The 22549-nt window shown below is 40.4% G+C and carries 19 protein-coding genes; 13 read left to right on the top strand and 6 right to left on the bottom strand.

Going from position 1 to position 22549, the window contains the following annotated elements; translation table 11 throughout:
* Positions 1-213: 213 nt before the first annotated feature.
* Entirely contained in the window at positions 214-828 is a 615-nt protein-coding gene (locus ACR63N_RS04315; protein ID WP_367103674.1) for a DUF2062 domain-containing protein, read from the top strand.
* A 39-nt stretch (positions 829-867) separates the two neighbouring features.
* Here the strand turns inward: ACR63N_RS04315 and lolD are convergent, their stop codons facing one another.
* A complete protein-coding gene (gene lolD / locus ACR63N_RS04310; RefSeq protein WP_367103675.1) occupies positions 868-1548 on the bottom strand; it encodes a lipoprotein-releasing ABC transporter ATP-binding protein LolD in 681 nt (226 codons plus the stop codon).
* A gap of 109 nt (positions 1549-1657) precedes the next feature.
* The gene (locus ACR63N_RS04305; RefSeq protein WP_367103676.1) at positions 1658-2893 is read right to left on the bottom strand and encodes a lipoprotein-releasing ABC transporter permease subunit; all 1236 of its coding nucleotides are present in this window, start codon (positions 2891-2893) and stop codon (positions 1658-1660) included.
* A 507-nt stretch (positions 2894-3400) separates the two neighbouring features.
* Here ACR63N_RS04305 and ACR63N_RS04300 point away from each other — a divergent pair.
* Complete coding sequence (locus ACR63N_RS04300; RefSeq protein WP_472782505.1) at positions 3401-4387, top strand: hypothetical protein; 987 nt, start codon at positions 3401-3403, stop codon at positions 4385-4387.
* A 166-nt stretch (positions 4388-4553) separates the two neighbouring features.
* On the opposite strand, the gene ACR63N_RS04295 is transcribed toward ACR63N_RS04300, so the two are convergent.
* Positions 4554-4943 carry an SCP2 sterol-binding domain-containing protein gene (locus ACR63N_RS04295; RefSeq protein ID WP_367103678.1) on the bottom strand — a complete coding sequence of 130 codons (390 nt, stop codon included), beginning with the start codon at positions 4941-4943 and terminating at the stop codon, positions 4554-4556.
* A 1114-nt stretch (positions 4944-6057) separates the two neighbouring features.
* Here ACR63N_RS04295 and ccoN point away from each other — a divergent pair.
* From ccoN to ACR63N_RS04265, 6 genes are all read left to right on the top strand, one after another.
* Positions 6058-7539, top strand: coding sequence for a cytochrome-c oxidase, cbb3-type subunit I (gene ccoN / locus ACR63N_RS04290; RefSeq protein ID WP_367103679.1), 1482 nt, complete (start codon positions 6058-6060; stop codon positions 7537-7539).
* Positions 7540-7548: 9 nt separating this feature from the next.
* Positions 7549-8187 (top strand): cytochrome-c oxidase, cbb3-type subunit II, encoded by a 639-nt coding sequence (ccoO, locus tag ACR63N_RS04285; protein ID WP_367103680.1) that lies wholly within the window; start codon positions 7549-7551, stop codon positions 8185-8187.
* Positions 8187-8369, top strand: a complete 183-nt coding sequence (locus ACR63N_RS04280; RefSeq protein WP_367103681.1) for a cbb3-type cytochrome oxidase subunit 3 — start codon at positions 8187-8189, stop codon at positions 8367-8369. The genes ccoO and ACR63N_RS04280 overlap by 1 nt, the downstream gene beginning before the upstream one ends.
* Positions 8366-9529 carry a c-type cytochrome gene (locus tag ACR63N_RS04275; protein WP_367103682.1) on the top strand — a complete coding sequence of 388 codons (1164 nt, stop codon included), beginning with the start codon at positions 8366-8368 and terminating at the stop codon, positions 9527-9529. The genes ACR63N_RS04280 and ACR63N_RS04275 overlap by 4 nt, the downstream gene beginning before the upstream one ends.
* Before the next feature lie 262 nt (positions 9530-9791).
* A complete protein-coding gene (ccoG, locus tag ACR63N_RS04270; protein ID WP_367103683.1) occupies positions 9792-11201 on the top strand; it encodes a cytochrome c oxidase accessory protein CcoG in 1410 nt (469 codons plus the stop codon).
* A gap of 59 nt (positions 11202-11260) precedes the next feature.
* Positions 11261-11848 (top strand): FixH family protein, encoded by a 588-nt coding sequence (locus ACR63N_RS04265; RefSeq protein WP_367103684.1) that lies wholly within the window; start codon positions 11261-11263, stop codon positions 11846-11848.
* Between the two features lie 171 nt (positions 11849-12019).
* On the opposite strand, the gene ttcA is transcribed toward ACR63N_RS04265, so the two are convergent.
* The gene (ttcA, locus tag ACR63N_RS04260) at positions 12020-13144 is read right to left on the bottom strand and encodes a tRNA 2-thiocytidine(32) synthetase TtcA (RefSeq protein WP_472782504.1); all 1125 of its coding nucleotides are present in this window, start codon (positions 13142-13144) and stop codon (positions 12020-12022) included.
* A 386-nt stretch (positions 13145-13530) separates the two neighbouring features.
* Between ttcA and queC the strand changes: the two genes are divergently transcribed.
* The 3 genes from queC to ACR63N_RS04245 all read left to right on the top strand — a co-directional run bounded on the left by queC (position 13531) and on the right by ACR63N_RS04245 (position 15527).
* Positions 13531-14379 (top strand): 7-cyano-7-deazaguanine synthase QueC, encoded by an 849-nt coding sequence (gene queC / locus ACR63N_RS04255; protein WP_367103686.1) that lies wholly within the window; start codon positions 13531-13533, stop codon positions 14377-14379.
* A gap of 167 nt (positions 14380-14546) precedes the next feature.
* The gene (locus tag ACR63N_RS04250) at positions 14547-14876 is read left to right on the top strand and encodes a hypothetical protein (RefSeq protein WP_367103687.1); all 330 of its coding nucleotides are present in this window, start codon (positions 14547-14549) and stop codon (positions 14874-14876) included.
* A 153-nt stretch (positions 14877-15029) separates the two neighbouring features.
* Entirely contained in the window at positions 15030-15527 is a 498-nt protein-coding gene (locus ACR63N_RS04245) for a peroxiredoxin (RefSeq protein ID WP_367103688.1), read from the top strand.
* A gap of 90 nt (positions 15528-15617) precedes the next feature.
* On the opposite strand, the gene ACR63N_RS04240 is transcribed toward ACR63N_RS04245, so the two are convergent.
* The gene (locus ACR63N_RS04240) at positions 15618-16991 is read right to left on the bottom strand and encodes a DUF1501 domain-containing protein (protein ID WP_367103689.1); all 1374 of its coding nucleotides are present in this window, start codon (positions 16989-16991) and stop codon (positions 15618-15620) included.
* Between the two features lie 31 nt (positions 16992-17022).
* On the bottom strand, positions 17023-18852 hold the full coding sequence (locus ACR63N_RS04235; protein WP_367103690.1) for a DUF1800 family protein: 1830 nt from the start codon (positions 18850-18852) through the stop codon (positions 17023-17025).
* 782 nt (positions 18853-19634) lie between these two features.
* On the opposite strand from ACR63N_RS04235, the gene ACR63N_RS04230 reads away from it, so the two are divergent.
* Positions 19635-21128, top strand: a complete 1494-nt coding sequence (locus ACR63N_RS04230) for a dihydrolipoyl dehydrogenase (RefSeq protein WP_367103691.1) — start codon at positions 19635-19637, stop codon at positions 21126-21128.
* 134 nt (positions 21129-21262) lie between these two features.
* Complete coding sequence (locus ACR63N_RS04225; protein ID WP_472782503.1) at positions 21263-22507, top strand: mechanosensitive ion channel family protein; 1245 nt, start codon at positions 21263-21265, stop codon at positions 22505-22507.
* Positions 22508-22549: the final 42 nt, after the last annotated feature.

Genomic DNA, 22549 nt, shown 5'->3' with positions numbered 1-22549 from the left:
ATTACCCTATACTAATTAAACGAAGTATGTTGGACAATCTACTATCCGTCCCTTCTTTCTTATCGATATTCTCTTTACAATTATTATTTTTTTAAGCAATATCTTTGTAAATACTATTCTTTATTGACTACTTTATTCTTTGTAGACTATGACTATATACCAGTTGCGCGCACTATACGGAGTGAGATGCGCACAATGATTTAAGGCAAGCCTGTGCCCCGAAACCGTCTAAAAAACTTCCTACCCACACCTGAGAAAATATTAGGTAATCGCTCTTTAAAGTTATTTGCGCCGCATTTAGCTGATCCGCGCTTGTGGCATTTTAATCGTCACAGTCTAAATAAAGCCGTTTATATTGGTATATTGAGTGCTTTTTTTCCGCTACCAGGACAGATGCTTTTGGCTTTAATCGGCGCGCTTATTTTTCGCGCTAATGTACCAATGGCGCTAGGTCTGACTTGGATCACCAATCCACTTACTACCTTGCCTATTTTTTATGCAGGCTACTATATAGGCGCCAAGATTTTGGACGAGCCGATGATTAGCCTGCGGATTATTGGCAGGATGATTGCTGATTTTAGCTTGTGGGTACTATCTAACGGCGCTAACCCCTTTGTCACTTATCGCGGCACCGTATCGATTGCCGCTTTTTGTGTGGGTACAGCTATACTAGCCATTGTTACTAGCATTATTTGCGGTCTAACCTTCAAGGCTATTTGGCGCTATAAAACCGTTAGCAGTTGGCAAAAACGCTCACAAATAAAAATAATAAGACGCTCACCGCCATTAAGAAAGAAGTCAGCTGAAGAGTCAAATAAACCGCTATAAAAACCAATTGACGTGCTCATTGGTTTATTTATAGATATCTTAATACTGTTCCCAATGACCATTACGTAGTAATAACTGACGGTCTGCAAGCGCTGCCAAATTGCGATCATGAGTTACCATAAGTAACGCCGTTTGCATGGTGCTTTGTAGCTCTGAGAGTAGACCAAATACGCTTTGAGCATTGTCATAATCGAGGTTACCTGTTGGCTCATCTGCCAAGATAAGCGAAGGCCTAGTCACCAAAGCGCGCGCAATGGCTACACGTTGGCGCTCACCACCAGACAATTCACCTGGCCTGTGATCTAATCGGTGACCAAGACCTACATTCTCTAATAGCTCAATGGCTTGGCGGCGCGCTTCAGTCGTTGAGACCTTTGGACGCATAAGCAGCGGCATAGCGACGTTCTCTACAGCGGTAAATTCTGCTAATAGATGATGGAACTGGTAAATGAAGCCTAAATACTGATTACGCATAGCGCCGCGCTGGGTCTCATTCATATGATTTAAGCACTTACCGTGTAGCCAAACCTCACCACTAGTTGGCGTATCAAGACCTCCTAATAAATGCAGCAAAGTACTCTTACCTGAACCACTAGTACCAACAATAGCAATACGCTCGCCAGCAGCAACCGATAAATCTAGCCCCGTCAGTACTTGCGTACGTACCGCGCCTTCATCATATATCTTACTAATATCGCTTGCTTCCAAAATGTTCGCCATACTACATCCTATATTCATATTTATTATCAACTACTCGCATGCAACATAGTATTGATACGCAGCAGTTATAACTATTCTTGGTATCGTTGCCGCACATTTATGCTAGCAGCTACTCGTAACGTAGCGTTTGCGCAGGCTGAATTCTAGCAGCGCGGCGCGCAGGATAAATAGTAGCCAAAAAGCTCAGCACAAACGAAGCACCGGTAATCAGCACCACGTCAGTCAAACGCAGCTGCGAGGGTAGATAATTGATAAAGTAGGCATCGAACAGATTAAGACCAAAGCTTTGGTTGATCCAGCCTAAGATATCGCTGACACTTAATGCAAACACAACGCCAAGAATAGTACCCGCCACCGTTCCGATCACACCGATCACTACGCCTTGTACCATAAACACTTGCGTAATCAAACGCGGAGAGGCTCCAAACGTTTTGAGGATAGCAATATCAGCTTTTTTATCGGTGACCAGCATAACTAAGCTTGAAACAATGTTGAAAGCCGCTACTAGAATAATCAAAAATAATAGCAAGCCCACCATGGCTTTTTCCATTTGAATAGCACCAAATAGATTACCATGCGTCTGGGTCCAGTCGCTTGAATAGAGCTGTACAGGAGAGATGGCAGCCGCTTGCTGGGCTGCTTGCGGCGCTTTGAAAATATCATTGAGCTTCATGCGAATACCTTGCGCGCCTGCTGGCAAACGCAGCAGTTTGGCTGCATCATTCATCGGAATAAACGCCATCAAGCTATCCACCTCTGGACTGATACTAAACACCCCAGTCAAAGTAAAACGCTTGAAGCGTGGTATCACGCCAGCAGGGGATGGCGAAGCTTCTGGAAGTACTAAAGTGACCTTATCGCCGATATTAAGACCTAAGGACTGCACCATGGCTTCACCCAGCACAATACTAAAGTCGCCATTTTTTAGGGTATCAATACTCCCTTCAGTCATATGCTCATTAATAATAGAGACATTTTTTTCGTACTCAGGCTCAACACCGGTAACCATAATTCCTGCCACTTGACCGTTTGAGGTCAGCATTCCTTGTAGTTGAATAAATGGCGCTACGGCTATGACTTCTGGATCTTCTTCAATACGATCAGCCAGCGCTTGCCAGTCGCCAATGACCTCCGGCGAAGTTACTGTTGCTTGCGGTACCATACCCAAAATGCGAGTTTTGAGCTCGCGATCAAAGCCGTTCATTACTGATAAAACCGTAATCAGTACTGCAACGCCAAGAGTTAAACCTACCATCGATATGAGTGATATAAAGGAGATAAAGCGATTACTGCGCTCTGCTCGAGTATACCGCAGGCCGATAAACAACGCTAAAGGACGAAACATATTCAAACTCTTTATCTTATTTAAGAATGTAGCTACTACATAAACCTGTCAATATAAACGATCATCTCACCAAGCCTATAAATTGAACGAATGGTACAAAAAAACTTACACCATCATCCTCTCAATTTATAATATTAGTCTTAAGCTGGTCGACTGGGACGCTCAAAAAGGGGATAGTTTGACACAATTTAGCCAAAATATGCCAGTCATTGGCAAAAACTGCTCGTATTTTTAATAAAGTATTTTGTAGGATTATTATTTTTTTATTAGGGGCTTGCTATTACTAACCTCTATACCTATATATTATATACTAAAGACAATCATCATTAATCCACCATGGTTATCTGCCGACCCTTTGTATGATTGCTGCGCAAACATAGCACAATAATAGCTACACATATAATATATTATTTAGGTATTGGCTTACTGCGTTAGTAACAAAGACAAGTAGCATCAAGCAGGATACAGGGTCCAGATTGCATCGCTGATTTAAATTTGAGTATTTTCATGACTATCAATTATCAATATAAAAATGTACAGTCTCCTACCAAAATCACCTTAACCGACGAACAAACTGCTGGTCACGCTGACCATTGGCGCATTTTGACTGATAATATGAGTCATGATGTACCAGAATGGCTACAGCAGATGATTAAGCAGGCCGCTATCCCTAAAGGGCTAAATAATAATGTCAGTGCCAAGGACAGCTGTTTATTGCTCTCAGAGAATCAGCCCTGCCATATCAATCAGGTACTGGCAATGAAAGATGGCAAGCCTGAATGCTTTATCAATGCCTACCCTTGTGTCAATGGCCCCTACGGTCTTACCTGTACAATTGAGCGTATGATCGTCAATGAAAATACTCATGATGCGGTGTTACGTCTGCGTAGTACTGATGGCAGTATTATTTATGCTTTTGATCAGCTTTATACGGCGAATCGTCATCTGTATCAACAAAACACTTCTTACTTTGTGAATTTTAGTGCTTGGGCGCATGAGATTACGCTCAGTGAACAAAACGAAGTTATTATGGTTGAGGATGAGGAGGCCATTCGCTATCATCGTGCTTTTAACGACATCGTTGCGGCCAACGATGGACAAGTTCCAACTGATATCCAAGAGCAAATCAAAAACTGGCAGCCCGTAACAGAAGCACAAATGGCACCGGTAGAGATCAATCTAGGACACATGTGCGCTTATCTGTTCGGTGATACTTTAGGACAAGAAGATGAGGCTTGGTGTCAAGGACAGGTTATCGGCAAACAAGAAACAGTATTCAATGACAAAACTATTATTTTGTTCGATTTAGTTATACTGCGTGAACAAGACGCTGATCCATTTGTCGTTCGTGTTGGCGCGCCGCGTACTGACGTTACTAACGCTATTCAAGTAAACGATTATGTTCAGGCAAACATCTGGCTGCAAGCGGCGATTTATAAAGAGAATCAGAACTCTCAAAACTCAAAAGTGCAGTTACAGACCCAAGCCAGCTAAGCACAATACAAGCGACTGTTTATCTAGCTTGCCGTATTATTAATTCACTAAATTGTAATACAAAAAGCCCCTAATTGATATTAGGGGCTTTTTTGGATAAATGAGTTTGATTTAGATCTACCCCATCTGATTACCAAACTCTCTTTCTTATTGAGTTATAGAAATTCTAAGCCATAGTAGTCATGGACTTGATACGTTTGAACAGCTCTTTTTGTTCTGTACTTGGCCGCGCTGTTTGCAATGCCATTAACTGCGACATATCGCCTTCAACACGAATCTTACCGCTCATAAAGGCGCCCATAACTTGATTCATATCGAAATCGGTAATAATAGATTGTAGCGTATCACGATCAAGCAATAGCGTAGTACTAGCGTCATCATTCAAACCCTTATGCAACAGGCCATTAGCATAATTAGCTTCAATATCTTGCTCAGTATCAGAGATTTTTAGATTAATGACCATATTGGCTAAAGCAGGGGGTAAATTGAGTTCACCAGCCTCAGCGCCCAAATTGTCTACTTGTTCAAACCATGCATCCGTTAAAAAAACTGCCATATTGTTGTCCTTTATAAAGTAACGATCAATGTTGTACCGCCTCATTATGGCGCGGTTTTAGAATAAGTAAAACCTAAAATGATTACTATTTGCCAAATTGTAACAAATTCTCATGATTCATATTTTTTTTAGGCTAGACTTGTTGGTCCTGTTTTCGCTACCTATTAACCATTGTTTTTCAATATTTATTGGTCTATTATCATTGGTTGCGACAAACCCTTAAAAAAATTGTTGATATGTAGTTGTAAAAGTAACTAGGAGTCTTGCTTATAGAGGCTATAAATAAGTTACTATTTATATTTGCTACAATTTCTAATAAGTATATGGTCAGTTCGAAATAAAATAGATACGCTAGTATCATCTTGCTACTAGCCCAATTATCAGACTTATTCACACGTAGTTTCATTGCTCTTTTCAAGAAAATTAGTCTTAATAGACTGATTAAAAGAGAGTATCATAAACTAAAACATACTATAATCAATGACTTAGTCAACGATTGTTGCTTATGTGGTAATTTATTAGCTTCGCAATTATATGGTGTTTGAGACATTATACCTGTTTTAATAAGTTCACTATTTTTATTAGTTGTGAGTCATAAATTTGAAGTATTTTTTGTGTTTTTTAGCTAATTTTCAAAATCAATAGCTCTTTAATAAAGGTTATCAGCTAAATTATTTACCAAAGAGTTTGTATTTTGGTACACAGTTCTGATGATATTTTACTTAGATTGCGCTACAATACCTTAAACAAATTCGGGAGTTTTAACTAAACATTACGTAGATATGTTTTTTGTCAGCCGCCGCTAGCATACATCTATGATTTGTATACATAATTAGGTGTTTGATGCTCGAGTATGGCATGTTTCCTTATTAACTTTAATGATGTATTAATCGTCCTAATCTCGCTGAATAATGACTGTAACGTTTTTTAGTGTTCGTTTGCTATCATTACTAGACAATCCCTTGTGAGAGTTTAATCCGGCAGTTAATAAACCATTACGGTAATAAGCGAGTCAGACAGCAGCATGTGCCATGATTGTTATGTTTTTATAGCATATATATTGTGAAGAGTTAGTTAATTCTGTTGATAATTCGGGCTGTAAAGGAATCATCCAATGAGTTTACAAAACACAGCAGTCGCCCCAGTTGACCGTGAATATGAAATCACTATCATAAGATTTTTCACGATTATGGCGGTAGTATGGGGCATCATCGGCATGAGTCTTGGGGTGTTTATCGCCTCCCAGTTGGCATGGCCGGAGCTTAACTTTGACATACCATGGCTAACTTTTAGTCGTCTACGACCGCTACATACTAATGCGGTCATTTTTGCGTTTGGCGGTAGTGCCTTGTTTGCAACGTCTTACTATATCGTACAGCGTACTTGTAAAACTAGGCTATTTGCGCCTTACTTGGCTTGGTTTACCTTTTGGGGTTGGCAAGCAGTTATTATCGCAGCAGTCATTACTCTGCCCTTAGGTTTAACCTCCACTAAGGAATACGCAGAGCTTGAGTGGCCAATTGATATCTTGATAGCTTTGGTGTGGATTTCTTATGCCATCGTTTTCTTCGGTACTCTTATCAAACGTACAACTTCTCATATCTATGTAGCGAACTGGTTCTTCGCTGCTTTTATTATTACTATTGCCCTACTACACATTGTAAATAGCATGGCTATTCCGGTAAGTGCATTTAAGTCTTACTCGCTGTTTGGCGGTGCAACTGACGCTATGGTGCAGTGGTGGTATGGGCATAATGCGGTAGGGTTTTATTTAACGGCAGCCTTCCTTGGTATGATGTACTATTTCGTACCGGTACAGATCGGTCGTCCTATTTACTCCTATCGGTTATCTATCGTTCACTTTTGGGCATTGATTGCTTCTTACATGTGGGCTGGCGGTCATCATTTGCATTATTCGGCGTTGCCAGATTGGACGCAGTCGCTAGCTATGGTGTTTTCAATTATCCTATTTGCACCCTCTTGGGGCGGTATGATTAATGGTGTTTTAACCTTATCAGGTAGCTGGGATAAGCTGCGTACCGATCCAATCATTCGCTTTATGATTGTGGCATTGTCCTTTTATGCGATGTCTACTTTTGAAGGCCCAATGATGTCAATTAAGACGGTCAACGCGCTATCGCATAATACGGACTGGACAGTAGGTCATGTACACTCAGGTGCTTTGGGCTGGGTAGGTATGATTACGATTGGTTCACTATACGTATTATTACCACGTATTTATAACAAACCAAAAATGTATTCTATTAGTCTAATTACCACCCACTTTTGGTTAGCAACAGCTGGTACTATTTTTTATATTGTATCCATGTGGATTTCAGGTATTGGACAGGGCATGATGTGGCTGGCTACTAACCCAGACGGTACTTTAGTCTATAGCTTTGTCGATACCGTTGAATTCTCGCATTTCCCCTATATCGGTCGTGCTTTTGGTGGCTTGTTGTATGTGTCAGGTATGTTTGTTATGGCATATAATGTTTATCAAACGCTTAAAATGCCAGAAGGTAAACCTGTGGATATCGCTGATCCTACTGATCATGAACCTAGTGTTGATGAATCACAGACAGCTAAAATATAAGGAGCGATCATGGCTGGTACACCGCATGAAATTATTGAGAAAAATACAGGCTTATTGGTTATCGGTATCGTTATCGCAATTAGTTTTGCGACATTAGTGGAAATCGTACCGCTAATATATGATCAAAAAGCTCCTGAAGAAGGCGGGGTCAATGCTCCCCTACCTTCTATGGAGCCTTGGACCGCTCTTGAGTTTGAAGGACGTGATGTCTATATTCGTGAAGGTTGTCACGTTTGTCATACTCAGATGGTACGTCCTTTGCGTGCTGAAGTTGAGCGTTATGGCCCTTATTCACGCGCTGCAGAGTCAACGTGGGATCATCCTTTTTTATGGGGATCTAAGCGTACTGGACCTGATTTGGCACGCGTTGGTGAACGTTACTCTGATGACTGGCAAAAGCAACATTTGATTGACCCACGGTCGTTGGTTCCTGAATCAGTTATGCCAGGTTTTCCGTGGCTTGCTGTAAATGAAGTCAACGGTGAGAATGTCCAAACTAAAATGCGTTTATTCCGTGATCGTTTCGGAGTGCCGTATACTGAAGAAGATATCGAAGGTGCGCCAGATGAAGTTCTTGGTGCAACTGAGCTTGATGCTTTAGTTGCCTACCTCCAGCAATTGGGTACTGCGATGGAAGGACAGCGCTAATGGGTATTGGTGAATTACAAACAATTGCGACCGTTTCTGCCTTTATTGCCTTTATAGGCGTTGCATGGTGGGCGTATTCGCCAAAAAACAAAAAACGCTTCGAAGAAGATGCAAAACTTGCGCTCGATGATGAGGATAAAGAAGCCTTATCTAAAGAGCAGCGCAATAAGGATAAACGATGACATTTTTTTGGAGTTCTTGGATTACTATCCTAAGCATCGCTTGCTGGGCTGGTATCCTTGCCGTCTTATTAATGGTATTAAAATATAAACCAGAAGTAGAAGAAGACGGTACTACAGGACATGACTACGATGGTATTCGAGAATATGATAAACCTCTGCCCAAGTGGTGGTTAGTAATATTTTTCGGTTCAATCGTTTGGGGTATTGTTTATTGGGTATTTTTCCCAGCTATTTTTCCTTCAAACTGGAATGGCCTTGCTACCGTTAAAGTTGATGGCGAGACTGTACCGTGGACTTCGCATAACGAGTTATATAGCGAGCTTGAGGAAAACGATAAAATATTCACCAATAACTTTGAGCAAAGTATTTTGGTAAAAGCTAATGCTACCGATGCAACAGAGACTTTAACCACTTTAGCCTCTTTGCAAACTACTTTTCGCCGTAGCGATGAGCCGCCAGCTGATTTGAAAGTACAGATTGATGAGAAGGTTGCACAGCTTGCTCCTGCAGTTGAAAAGCTTTCACAGGATCCAAATGCATTAAAAGTAGGTAGCCGTTTATTTTTACAAAACTGTGCGGTTTGTCATGGCTCAAATGCAAAAGGAGCTTTAGGCTATCCTAACTTAACTGATGGTGCTTGGTTATATGGTGGTGATGCTAGTGACATCCTATTTACACTACATAATGGACGTGTCGGTGGTATGCCAGCTTGGCGTGATCAGATTGGTGAAGATGGTGTACGTGCAGCATCGGAATATGTTTTGTCATTAGCGCCAAACAATGGTCATCCGGACAATGGAGAGCTTGACCAAACGTTGGTGAATCAAGGCAGTGCTATCTTCGCACAGCAGTGCGCTTTATGTCATGGTCCAGAAGGTAAAGGTATGACTTCAGTGGGAGCACCAAACTTGACTGATGGCATCTGGTTATATGGCGGTGAGCGCGAAGTAGTACGTGACACTTTGCGTTATGGCCGTGCAGGCGTCATGCCTGAATGGGAAACTAAGTTAGGTAACGAACGTATCATGTTACTCGCCGCTTATGTTTATTCATTATCAGATAGAACGGGGCAAACTGATACTAATACGAGTTCAAATGTAACCGCAGCAGCCAATACCCCAAAAGTTAGCGACGAAACTGAAACCGTTAGTGCTAACTAAGTAGCTACTGTTTGTTAAGTTTAGCAATTTGGGTACTGGAATTTAAATAAAGGAGAACTGTCATTACAGTTCTCTTTTTTGTTAAAGCTAAGTTAACTACAGCTTAGCTTTGTAGTAATGTTTTCTATCAAATCATAATTGTTTTTTGGAATTTTCGCCCCATTTATAGTAGCAGGCAAACCAAACTATTTATAGATTACGCCAGTAGTATTTATCTTTTATTTATACTAGCCGACAGGTTCTTCTCTAAAGAGGCAAGTTTATGTCAGCATCACAGCCTAACAAAATTCCTGTACAACAGATTGATCTTGATGCCACTAAGCATCGGGTCCATCCACGCTTTGTTAAAGGGTTTTATCAGAATATTCGCGTTGTTTCAATGTATGCGCTTCTAGCAGCATTCTTGTTACTACCATGGCTACGCTATAATGGTAGGCAGGCGCTTTGGTTCGATGTGCCATCGCAGCATTACTATATTTTTGGGCTGACTTTTTTGACCCAAGATTTTTATTTTATTGCCGCGTTCGCTATCATTGCCGCCTTTACGCTATTTATGGTAACCGTTTATGCAGGACGGGTTTGGTGCGGTTACGCTTGTCCGCAGACCATATGGACACATATGTTTCAATATGTTGAGAAAATGGTAATTGGTGATCGTAATAAACGTATCAAGTTTGATAAAGCGCCTATGGGGCCCAAAAAAATCGCTAAGCGGTTACTAGTATATTTTATCTGGTTGGTATTTTCGATTATAACGGCGACAACCTTTGTTAGCTATGTTGCAGGAACGGATTATCTTTATCATAGTTGGCAGATGATAGGATTTATTCCATTACCTGATTGGCCTACTTGGGTCTGGGTCTCAGTATTTATCTTTACCTTTGCCACTTATGCTAATGCTGGTTACATGCGTGAGCAGATGTGTGTGCAGATTTGTCCTTATGGCCGCTTTCAGAGTGTCATGTTTGACAAAGATACGCTGATTGTTTCCTATGACTATGATCGTGGTGAGCCTCGTGGGCCGCGTAAAAAAGGTACTAATCCTGATGATTTAGGCGATTGTATTGAATGTCAGATGTGCGTACAAGTCTGCCCTACTGGCATTGATATTCGTGATGGTCTGCAAGTAGCCTGTATCCAGTGCGCAGCTTGTGTGGATGCTTGTAACGAGATTATGGACAAGGTGGGCTATCCACGGGGACTAATCAGGTATACTACTGAAAGACAACTGGCTGAAAAAGAGCCTAGTCGGGTTTTGCGTCCGCGTCTCTTTGCTTATCTAGCGCTGCTTACCGTATTGTGCGGCGGGGTTGTTTATGCACTGACTGATCGCGTACCGCTGGAGATTGACATAAGTCGTGATCGCAATCAGCTATCCTCTATGAATGCTCAAGGTATGATTGAAAATAGTTATATTGTCAAATTGACTAATAAAACTCAGGATGCACATACTTACAATATCTCTTTAGCACCACAAGACGGCTTAAGCTTGCAGTTGCGTTTTAACGATGTACCACTTGCGCCTGGGGAAAGCTTCAATATGCCTGCTAGTGTTTATGGTGATCCTGCGGTGGTTGAGTCTGGCCAAACGCCGATTACCTTGAACGTAGTCAGTGAAGACGGTAAGTATCAAGTTAGCAAGCAAAACGTTTTTACCACGCAAGGTCAATAAGACTTAAGATCAGTAAATATCTGTAGTATCCAGTATAATTTAAGATTAATAGGTGCTTTATGTCTACATCTTCTCCGACGCCCAGTTTTAAACACCAAGATAGCCAGCCTTGGTATAAAAACTATATGGTGATTATCTTTGTTATTGGTTTGCCAGCTTTTGTAGTAGTGGCTTGTATTTTCTTCGTTTATTATTCTTATCAGATTCGTGATAGCGTAGTACGGGACGATTGGTATATGGATGGTAAAACGTTATATCATGATGTATCGCGCGATAAGCTTACCTATGATTTGGATTTGCAGGGAAAAATGCAGTTTACTCCTAGCGGTGAGATTACTTTTTATCTCGATTATCCGCAGCAAAGTTTGCAAACTGGTAAACTGTTAAATGGTGAAACTTTGACTTATCCTGACCAGCTGGAATTATCTATCTCGCATGCAACTGATATCAAAAAAGATCGTGACGTTGTACTACAGCATCAACAAGGCAATAAATATAGTGCAACAGTAGATATTGATCCGCTAAAAGCTAAATACTATCTACAAGTTAGCAATGATGGTAAAGATGACTGGCGTATGCGTGATGTAGCAAGATTGCCACGCTCAGAGGTTAATTTCTCTCCGTTGCCTGTTTTTGCTAAAAGTTAATCATTATATAGTCAGTATGAAATAAAATTGACACGCTAATATTACCAGAGCTATTGGTATAGATTTTATAGTGATTCAACTATAGTATGATTACTTGGTACCTTCTAAGGCTAAAATATAAAAACCAGCTCATAATGAACTGGTTTTTTTAGGTGTTTTGAACATAATAGATTAAAAGATCGGATTAATCGTCGGAATTTTGCGCTTTGAGTGCTTATTATTTTTATCATTAGTTGCTTGGTTGTTATCTACAATTTTTGTTTCAAACTTCTGTTTTTTTGGTACAGTAGGTAAGCCAATATCAGCAAGACTGCTAGCTTGTCCCACTTGGATATTATTACCTTCAAACAAGCGCTCGCTATTGTCATCGTTATTACGATCCAAACTAAGCTTTTCAAAATCAAACAACTCACGATCAGCTAACTGTGATGGTGCCACGTTTTGCATGGCTTTAAAGATAGAAGCCAAACGCTGCGGATGTGCATCGTCCCACTCGCGTAGCATATCATTAATAACCGCACGCTGTAGATTGGTTTGGCTGCCACACAAATTGCAAGGAATGATAGGGAACTGTTTTAGGTGCGCGTACTCGATGATATCTTTTTCTTCCACGTAAGCTAGCGGGCGAATAAGTATGTTTTGTTTATCGTCACTTAAGAGTTTGGGCGGCATGGATTTGAGCGCGCCACCGTGAAACAGATTTAAGAAAAAGGTTGCTAGCATATCATCGCGATGATGACCTAGAGCGATTTTGGTGGCACCAATCTGTTTAGCAAAACCATACAAAGAACCACGGCGTAGACGAGAGCAAGCTGAACAATAGGTTTTACCTTTTGGTACGACGCTTTTGACAATACTATAAGTGTCTTTTTCTAAAATATAGTGAGCAATGCCTTGTTCATTTAAATAGTTTGGTAATATGTCTTCAGGATAGCCAGGTTGTTTTTGATCCAAATTCACAGCGACAATATCGAAATGTATCGGAGCGGCACTTTTTAATAATAATAAGATGTCTAATAGCGTATAACTGTCCTTACCGCCTGAAACACAGACCATAACAACATCACCCTCTTCGATCATATTGAAATCTTGGATGGCTAACGACACTTGCCGGCGTAATTTTTTTTGTAGTTTTTTAAACTGAGCGGCATTTAGAGCTGATTCAGTATCTACTTTATTATCAATCTTATTATTTAGATGTTTGACAATATCATGTTCAGCAGCATTGTCATTATGGTTGTTAGTTTTGTCGAAAGCAGTACCGGACTGAGGCACGTATAAAGTAGCTGCGGTCATAAATTACTCCCTATCTAAAAAATATTGAATTGGAATAACGTAACTTACAGCGTAAATCTAAGCCTATTTACTTATGGCTAAAGAAAAGACAAAGAGTATTGATATCCAATATAGCGGCGACGATTATAACAAAATTTACTAAGTATTTAAAAAATGACTTTAAAACGAAACGACTTTGAAATATAGTGCCAAATTATAAGCTCTTGTAACGCCAATCGTAGCACTAACTGTGCTACAGATTATAATATTGAAAGCTCATCGTTATCCGTTTGGTAAAGCTGATACTTACGACTATCAAGGTTTTGGCAAGACCATAATTTTGTTAAAATAGTCTTTTTTTATACATATAAATTAAAGTCAATAATTAATAGATCAAAGATACTGTTATGATTAATGTAACACCGCCAGTAAGCTCTCCTACCCCAGTGTCTGATGCTGATACCAACCATACCGTTAGTACAAACGATATAGCAGAGCACAAGCATCAGAACGCAGTCGTGCTCCTATCAGGAGGACTTGATTCGGTTACCTGTCTGTATTGGGCAAAGGCTCGCTATGCTACAGTCACCGCCGTCAGTTTTAACTATGGTCAACGCCATAATAGCGAGCTTATCGCAGCAAAAACTATCGCTGAGACCGCAGCTGTCAATCATCGTATCATCGATATTGATATCGCTCAGCTAGGTGGATCCTCTTTAACTGACCATAATATGATCGTACCCGATGGTGACACTGATAAATTCCCTAATAAAAAGTATGCTGAGATCGATAACGACGCTATTCCTAATACCTATGTGCCTGCGCGTAATACTATTTTCTTATCTTATGCCTTAGCGGTTGCAGAGGTCACTAATGCAAATCATATCGTCATTGGTGTCAGCTCAGTTGATTATTCAGGCTACCCTGACTGCCGCCCTGAATATATAGCGGCTTTTGAGCATATGGCAAATCTGGCAACCAAAGCGGGGGTTACCGGTCATCACTTAAGTATCCAAACGCCACTTCAGCAGCTGTCAAAAGCACAAACCATTGAGCTTGGTTTGACGCTTGATGTCGACTACGCTCAAACTATCTCTTGCTATCAAGCAGATGCCAGCGGACTGGCTTGCGGGGTGTGCGATAGCTGCGTCCTACGCCGTCAAGGATTTGAACAGGCTGGCGTTACTGATCCTACGCCTTATCAAGCACACTATAAGGCTCAGTATCAAAGTAGTACTGAACATGATAAGTTATAAGCAAATATAAGCGTAACATTTAATTGCATCAACACAGCAAGCGCGTAGTTTTTTTTAATAACTATAATTGTTATGGTATGAGTCCTTGCTAGTGCTAATGTTACCTATTTAAATTTAATGTCCATTTTTATTTTATCGACGCTGTATATATCTATAAGAGAATATTTATGAAGTTATTAAAAGTACTACCCCTAGCGCTTGTTGCGTTTGTAGCTATACCGCAAGCAAATGCTGTTGATATCAAACAAAGTAATATTGATCAGTGTGTAAGTGGCGCGGTTAAATATAAAGTTGCAGATAAAAGTACGGCTTCTAAGCTGTGTAAATGTACAATTAATGTGCGCAGTCAAATGACCATCGGTCAGATGTGGGAGGTTGAAAGTTACGCACAAGACAAAAAAGATCCTTCTAGCCTGCCTTATGTGAAAAAGATGCAAAAAGACTTACAACAATGTACCGAAGGACTGGATTTAAAGCAGCCGCAAAAACCTGCTTAATAATCTAAGTTAAGCATTATAATAAAAAACGTGTAGAGCAAAAGACTGGCGATCGTCAGTCTTTTTTTTGTGGGCAAGTAAAGTTTGATACTAATAACTTATTTCTGTTAATCTAGCTCTGATTAGTCCACTAATACTTATAAGGAATTTATCATGGTCAAACCGACTGACGAAGTTATTAATCTACCTAACTTTCCAGTGACAATAGTACGCGAGCTGGACGGCAACTTTATTCATGACAATATAAGCTTAAAAGAGCTGGTCGAGCACACTGATAAAGGGCTTATTTTGTACTTTTATCCCAAAGACGATACTCCAGGCTGCACAGTACAAGCGACCGAATTTACTGAACATTTTAACGATTTTGATGAGCTTGGTTACGATATCATTGGCGTATCTCGCGATAGCATTGAGTCACATAAAAAGTTCATTGAAAAGTACGATTTACAGATTCCACTTATCAGTGATTCAGATGAGCAGTTGTGTCAACACTTTGAGGTTATTAAAGAAAAAAACATGTACGGAAAAACAACCTTGGGTTTGGTACGCTCTGCATTTGTCTTTAATAAAGAAGGCAAGCTTACGCACGCCCAGCGTAATCTACGTGCCAAAGGCTATACTGAACGTCTGCTTAATACTTTAACGTCTTAATAAAAAAAACCTGACTACCCTTTACTGTACTGTATTGAAAAAGGGGTCAGGTTTTTTATTTACCTACTATTTATTTTATGCTAAGCGCTTTTAGGTTCTCATAAACCCTAAGTCTTGCTCGTTGAAGTTATAAAGATTGGGCGTTACAAGTCGCATATCACTATTAGATACGCCAAACCATTTAGCTAGAGTAGCTGCATACTGATCAATTGAAGTCGTTGGTAATAGACGGCCCTGACCTGTATCTTCTGCAGTATCCAGACCAATTTCAGGACTATTGCCATAAAAATCTCTACCATTGACCGCGCCGCCCATAATGATATGATGACTACCCCAACCGTGATCTGAGCCATTGCCATTACTACTAAAGGTACGGCCAAAATCTGAGGCGGTAAAGGTAGTCACGCTTTCAGTCATATTCATCTCTTCAGTCGCCTCATAAAAGCTAGCTAGAGCATCATTAACTAAAGCCATCTGATTACTATGTCTACTTAACAAATCAGCGTGAGTATCAAAACCATCAAGGTTGACGAAAAAGATCTGTCTTTTAAGACCAAAATTGTCACGTGTTTTGATCAGTTTTGCCACCGCTTGTAATTGATCGGCTAACGAATTACCCCTTGGAAATTGAGTGACAAACTCGCCTGCACCTTTTAATGCAGATGATATTGATTGTTCAGCTTCTATTGAACGCCTAGTAACTGAATTAAGATAGTTTTCCATAATGTTATGACGATCTGAGGTAATAAGTTCTCTTAACGCTGCGGCCGCTGTTCGTGAGCCGTAAAGATTGGCATTCTCTTTGGCCGGCTGAATCGGCCTAATACCACTGGGATCAATGTTTAGCGGAATGGCTTTTTCACCTGTCAAAAACAACGAGTTATTGGCAGTACTAATGCAAGAAAACATAGTTTGTGAGTTTTGACTTAAAATTAGATCGCCTATGTGTCCGCCCCACCCCTCTGTAAACGCTTTATTAGGAGTGCTTTGCCATGTTTTTTTCTGTGTTGAATGCGAGAATAACGTATCAGGTAGCGGTACTGTTTGTCTTTTAAACTGATCAATAGACGTTGGTTGAATTAAGGTGCCCACATTTTGTAAGACGGCTAGCTTTTTGAGGTGGAACAAACTATTTAAGCGTCCAAGCTCTGGATGAAAACCCCATTTTAGTCCGCCTGATAAGCTCGACGTAGGTATCAGAGGCAAAACCTTCGATCGGTCTAAGGCTATACTCTGTCGTATGTTTTTATAGCTATTGTAATTATCATTATCGACAGGAATAAGGGTATTAGCATGATCATTCCCTCCTTCAAAAAAGACACAGACTAAGGCTTTATAGTCTGTAGCAGTTTGTGCAGCAGCTTCAGCCATCCCCATAAGGTTAATAGTCATAGGGTTAGCAACCCCTGCCGCCGTTAAGTAGCCCAAACGCTGTAGAAAAGCTCTTCTGGATAATTCATTCATAGTAGTAATTCGCTTATTTTGTGTTAGTTTCTTACTTTTGTACTAGGTAGTCAGGGCTAACCATAGCCATAAAAACAGCCAGATGAATACGATCTTGTTTCCAATCACGAGAGGTTCTTTGGGTTATATCTGTCACAGCTGCATGGATCAGACTTTTTGTCTTAGGAGACATCTGGCCTGCACATAGAATAAGATTCAAATGATCTACCAGCTTTTCCGGTTGGTCATAAAATTTCATCTCTTGACTATAATCAGGTTTTATTTCAGTGAGCGTTTCAATAAAGTTTTGAAAAACCCCTTTTTCAATTACCCTTTTTATATGGTTGATATAACCTACGGTAGCCGTCTCATTGTGCAGCTGTAGCTCTGGCGCTAAGATGTCGTTATCAGTAAAGGCTTTAGTAATAGGTGCGTAGTTAACATCAAAATAGTTAAATACTGAAGGAGACCTAAAAGGACTTTGGTTGAGATATGAAGTTCTATTATCAGTCTTACTAATCATCCATTTACCCGTAACACTTTGTCGATTACTGAAAGTGTATACCCATTGGATGAGCCTGATCATGGGCTCACGCACCTTACCAATAGTAGGATTTCTTCTAATTGGAGGGTTGCGTGCTTCATCATTGGTTAAAATAGCGGTTAAGACAGACTGTAAATTACCACGTCTGCCTTTCTCATCACTATTAAAAACAGTAGCCACGCGTCTGATATATTCAGGACTTGGATTACTAGTAACCAAACGCTGAATAAGCTGTTTACAAATAAAGGGAGCCACATTGGGATGATTAAACAAAGTATCTACTACAATCTCCAGCGCCTGCTCACCACTTGAGCCAGCAGGCACTGTAGCACCAAGAAAAGTGGCGCTACGGGTATCATGTCTACTAGCTACATTAATCATAGGAGCACGCGCAAACTCAGTATGAGTATTTGAGCCAATAACATAAGACCTACCATCTACAGTCCAACCAGTCAAGGCCATAGCAATATTACTCACGGTTTCTTGAGTATACGTTTCTATAGTTTTGCCATTTCTCAGCTTGGGCGTGCCATCAAGATTTAACTCTACCAAACCAATGGTAAAGAGCTGCATGACTTCACGAGCATAATTCTCATCAGGTCGGCGTCCTCTACTATCCGCTTTTCTGCTATGTCTTAAATCCAAATAAGCACCCATACCCAGATTTATAGTAATATCTTTCAATAAATCTCTAAAGTTACCAAAGGCATGTTTATTTAGTAAATCCCAATAGGCACCGACTGCAAAAGCCCGATGAGGAAGTCCTAATTCTAAGGTGGACAATACCAGAATTTCAGACAAGGCTAAGGCCATACGCTTACGCAAGGTATCTTTAGCAGACAACAACTGCTGCCACGCCATCCAGTCTACAGGTCTATCGGAGTAACGATATTCTCTAGTGTTGTAACCTTGTTGATATAGCCAGTCATAGCCCCCAATCCCACTTTTTAAGGAAAACTGTCTATTTAACCATTGGTCTATACCAACGCGTTTAAGGTAGTTAATCTCATCTTTAGTAGATGAGAACTGGGCTTGCTGCAAAAACCGAGCAGCATCGATATCACTTAATACTTTATTATCCATAATATTGTCTACATTTGAGTCAGTTGTATTAGAACCGGTATTACCAGAACTTTCGGTATTAGAACCTCCATTATTGGAGCTGCCTGTATTAGCACTTCCTGTGTTAGAACCTCCTGTGTTAGTACTTTGCGTATTAGTGCTTCTTGTATTAATACCTCCTGCATTAGAATTTCCTGAAGCTATGCTGGGAGCTGCTATACTAGAGTCATCTGCTGAAGAACTACCGCCTCCACAACCTATGAGGAATAAAGTCATAGAAGCTACAGCGGGGTGACGCACCTTAACTGGGTAAAACTTTTGCTTATTACTGAAGTGGTTGAAATGCGTATTTTTTATTAAGGTAGAGTGAGAATTGTTATTTATCTTAAACGAAGGCTTTTCCTTGCTCGGATACTTCATGCGTTTGCCCTAAGTTATAGAATTTAATAAACTTTATTTATAACGATAGTGATAATATTGGATTGACCCTATACATCTTTCTCGAATTCTAGTGTTACTTTCACTAACAGTAATATAGACAAAGATTACATTTATATTACTGAATTTAATTTGCAACTACTGAACGGGTGCAACATGCATACCAAAAATCATTTTTTTTGATGCATTCACATGACTTGTTAGTAATGATTGTTAACAACTTAACTTAATAATTTGTGATAGGCGGTATTTTTCGGCGATGAACGGCTTTATTTGAAGTAAGTATTTGCGAAGAGGTATTCGTAAAATCATTTTTAGTCAAAGTTAGGACGTGTCTGGCTTGTGAGTGTTCAACCAATCCTGATTTTTGTATAACGCTCTTTGACACAACGCTATAAAGTCAAAGTCAGAGGGTAATATCAAAGAGTGATTACAAAATTTTATAATGGTTTGTTACGCATAAATAACTGCATAATATTTAGAAAAACTTTACAATGGCAAAATTTACAATAGAAAATTACTAAGAGTCTTTAATTGCTAAACTGGTATCTAACTACCAACCTTGCATCTAAGCGTTAGAATTGATAACCATTCGATATTAATAAATAGTTGAGAGTAATATGAACACAACATCTGATAGCCTTAATAATAGCTTCAATAGTGGAGTCACTCGTAAAGTAGCCGTTGCTGTTATTGGCGCGGGTACCGCCGGACAAAATGCCTTTCGTCAAGCCCTTAAAACCACTAAAGACATTGTTATTATCAACGACGGGTATTGGACTACTACCTGCGTTACCGTAGGATGCATGCCAAGCAAACTTCTTATTGCTGCCGCTGAGCGCGCGCATGCTGCCAAATATTCTGAAGAATTTGGTATTCATAGTAAGGTGACCATAAAGGGCAATCAGGTCATGGCACGTGTGCAGGCAGAGCGCAGTCATTTTGAGAGTTATATTGAAAAACAAGTAGAGAGCTGGCCTGCGGACAAGAAAATATCGGGACGCGCGCATATCAACGAAGAAGGTCTAATTGAAGTCAATGATGAGCTAATTAAAGCAGATAGGATTATCGTCGCCACTGGTAGCACGCCGTTTATCCCTGATGGCTGGTCCGAGAAACTTGGCGATACACTACTGACTTCTGATAGCGTATTTGAGTTATCCGATTTGCCTGATTCTATGGCGGTTGTCGGTGCTGGTGCGGTTGGATTAGAGCTCGCTCACGCGTTTGCCCGTTTAGGTGTCGCCGTGACTTTATTCAATCGTAAAGAGCGCGTCGGAGGACTAATAGACGAGGATGTTAATGCTAAGGCCATCAGCTGTCTAAGTGAGGGTATGAACTTCTATTTAGGTAGTGAGATCAACGAAGTAAGCACTAAAGTTGACGATAGTGGTCGCCGCGTTGCGACTATTGAGTATACAGATAAGGATAACAAAGATGGCAGCTGGCAAGGTGATTACGTGTTGGTTGCAACGGGGCGCCGTAATACTATCGATAGGCTGGGAGTCGAAAATCTAAGTGTTGAGCTTGATGACAAAAATCGCCCGAAAAATGTAGACAAAAAAACCGGACAGGTTGGTGATCTTGAGGTTTATATCGTTGGTGATGCCAATGTGCACCTGCCATTTTTACATGTAGCAAGCGACGAAGGTTTTAGCGCCGGTAGTATGGTATGTGGAAATGATAATGATGCTTATATCCGTCCCCCTGCCACTCCTTTATCCATTCTATTTACCGATCCACAAATTATGACAGTAGGTAAGTCAAAAACTGAGATTGAAGAAAACCCAGAGCTAGAATACGTCATCGGTGAGGTAAGCTTTGATAATCAAGGACGCAGCCGCATTATGGGTGTCAACTGCGGTCTATTGCATGTTTACGGGTGCAAAAAGACGGATAGAGTGCTAGGCGCTAGTATGGTCGGGCCAGATGCTGAATATATCGCTCATATACTGGCAACGGCCATTACTAACGATATTACTGTAAAACAGCTACTTGATGCGCCTTTTTATCATCCTACTATTTTAGAAGGACTGCGCACAGCACTGCGTGAGGTACAGCACAAAATGGCCATTCCTTATCAGTCGTTTGATACCCAAGAAAGCAACTCTTAGGTCTATATTTAGGTCTACGCTCAGCTATGTTCTCAAATAGTCGCTATACTTGGTACAATGTTTGATATTTTATTGTACTTACTATTGTACTTAGCGGCTTAGCATAATTGAGATTCATTTGCATGGACAAAGAGATGACAGTTAATGGCTTTACTGATTTTTTTCAGGAGATCATTCAAGATTTATATACCAGCTTGTATCTTGCTATTGGCGGCTCTGTAGAAGAAGAGTCGCATGATTGGTCAGCTTATGCCGTAGAATTTGCTAGTACTAGTATCAAGATCCTAATATTGCTTGCTATATTAGGGTTTTTTTATTGGCTGACTATTTATCTTATCAAGCATAATAGAGCTCGCATTCGTCTCAATGATCGTCGTACTAATATTGCCCGCTCGATCCTGCGTTATATTTGGATTGTTGCCAGCCTAATCGCTATTATGAGTCAAATGAATTTTGAGCCAGATACGGTAAAAGCTACGGCAAAAGCTAGTATTTGGGCCGGTATCTATTATGTATTATGGACGTCGTCAGGTCACATTATTCATAGAGTACTCAAGCATTACGGTCTTAATGCCTCCATCGAGCAGCTCCTCAAAAATATCTTATCGGTCCTTATTTGGGTATTGGGTCTTGCCAGCGTCATGGCGCAATTTGGCTTCGATATCGTATCACTGGTAGCGGGTTTGGGTATTGTTGGCTTGGCTGTTGGTTTTGCTGCGCAGTCAACGCTCGCCAATTTTATTGCTGGCATTACTATTTTACTTGAGCAGTCTTTTCAAGTTGGAGACTGGATCAATATGAATGATCAAGAAGGCCGCGTAGTACTGATCTCCTTGCGCACAACGCATATCTTGACCCGTGATAATATTACCGTCATTATTCCTAATTCTAATATGGCTTCCTCCGAGGTCACTAATTTAACCTCCAAAAACTTTATACGCTTTGATATTCGTATGCGTATTGCTTTTGAAGATGATATTGAGAAAGCTCGCGACGAGATACTACAAGTTTTAGCTGATAATGAGGCGATACTAACCCGTCCTGAATCTTCAGCAACCGTAGCGGAGATTGGTGAATATGGGGTGTTTTTTATTGTGCGCTTTTGGGTCAAACCGGCTTCAGTTGCGCGCATGCCTAAAATCAAAGAGAATCTACAAGAAAAAATCAAGCTTGCTTTTGATGCCGCGCAGATCTCAACCCCTTACCCGCATATGCGTTTGCTTATGCCAAAGGATGTAGACTATCCCATAGCGACTAAGCCGTTTGCGACTACCACGCAGCTACTATCAGAGGATAATTTATCAGAACACCATTTATCTAACGACTCTTCGTCAAAAGACGATAAATCAAAAGTCTCTTTAACTAAAGAGGATAAGTAGCAACATGTTCTATAGTTGATCCTAAACAAAACTGACACGTTT

Source organism: Psychrobacter sp. M4, from assembly GCF_055699795.1.
The sequence above is the reverse complement of the archived record's forward strand: the minus strand, read 5'-3'. Positions and strand labels throughout refer to the sequence as shown.

What these genes read in the sequence shown, in the direction of transcription:
- ACR63N_RS04225 (WP_472782503.1), top strand. Translation starts at nt 21,263, where the DNA reads ATGACAGTTAATGGCTTTACTGATTTTTTTCAGGAGATCATTCAAGAT.
- ACR63N_RS04280 (WP_367103681.1), top strand. Translation starts at nt 8,187, where the DNA reads ATGGGTATTGGTGAATTACAAACAATTGCGACCGTTTCTGCCTTTATT.
- ccoO (WP_367103680.1), top strand. Translation starts at nt 7,549, where the DNA reads ATGGCTGGTACACCGCATGAAATTATTGAGAAAAATACAGGCTTATTG.
- queC (WP_367103686.1), top strand. Translation starts at nt 13,531, where the DNA reads ATGATTAATGTAACACCGCCAGTAAGCTCTCCTACCCCAGTGTCTGAT.
- ccoG (WP_367103683.1), top strand. Translation starts at nt 9,792, where the DNA reads ATGTCAGCATCACAGCCTAACAAAATTCCTGTACAACAGATTGATCTT.
- ACR63N_RS04265 (WP_367103684.1), top strand. Translation starts at nt 11,261, where the DNA reads ATGTCTACATCTTCTCCGACGCCCAGTTTTAAACACCAAGATAGCCAG.
- ttcA (WP_472782504.1), bottom strand. Translation starts at nt 13,144, where the DNA reads ATGACCGCAGCTACTTTATACGTGCCTCAGTCCGGTACTGCTTTCGAC.
- lolD (WP_367103675.1), bottom strand. Translation starts at nt 1,548, where the DNA reads ATGGCGAACATTTTGGAAGCAAGCGATATTAGTAAGATATATGATGAA.
- ACR63N_RS04230 (WP_367103691.1), top strand. Translation starts at nt 19,635, where the DNA reads ATGAACACAACATCTGATAGCCTTAATAATAGCTTCAATAGTGGAGTC.
- ACR63N_RS04295 (WP_367103678.1), bottom strand. Translation starts at nt 4,943, where the DNA reads ATGGCAGTTTTTTTAACGGATGCATGGTTTGAACAAGTAGACAATTTG.
- ACR63N_RS04275 (WP_367103682.1), top strand. Translation starts at nt 8,366, where the DNA reads ATGACATTTTTTTGGAGTTCTTGGATTACTATCCTAAGCATCGCTTGC.
- ACR63N_RS04250 (WP_367103687.1), top strand. Translation starts at nt 14,547, where the DNA reads ATGAAGTTATTAAAAGTACTACCCCTAGCGCTTGTTGCGTTTGTAGCT.
- ACR63N_RS04245 (WP_367103688.1), top strand. Translation starts at nt 15,030, where the DNA reads ATGGTCAAACCGACTGACGAAGTTATTAATCTACCTAACTTTCCAGTG.
- ACR63N_RS04240 (WP_367103689.1), bottom strand. Translation starts at nt 16,991, where the DNA reads ATGAATGAATTATCCAGAAGAGCTTTTCTACAGCGTTTGGGCTACTTA.
- ACR63N_RS04300 (WP_472782505.1), top strand. Translation starts at nt 3,401, where the DNA reads ATGACTATCAATTATCAATATAAAAATGTACAGTCTCCTACCAAAATC.
- ccoN (WP_367103679.1), top strand. Translation starts at nt 6,058, where the DNA reads ATGAGTTTACAAAACACAGCAGTCGCCCCAGTTGACCGTGAATATGAA.
- ACR63N_RS04305 (WP_367103676.1), bottom strand. Translation starts at nt 2,893, where the DNA reads ATGTTTCGTCCTTTAGCGTTGTTTATCGGCCTGCGGTATACTCGAGCA.
- ACR63N_RS04235 (WP_367103690.1), bottom strand. Translation starts at nt 18,852, where the DNA reads ATGACTTTATTCCTCATAGGTTGTGGAGGCGGTAGTTCTTCAGCAGAT.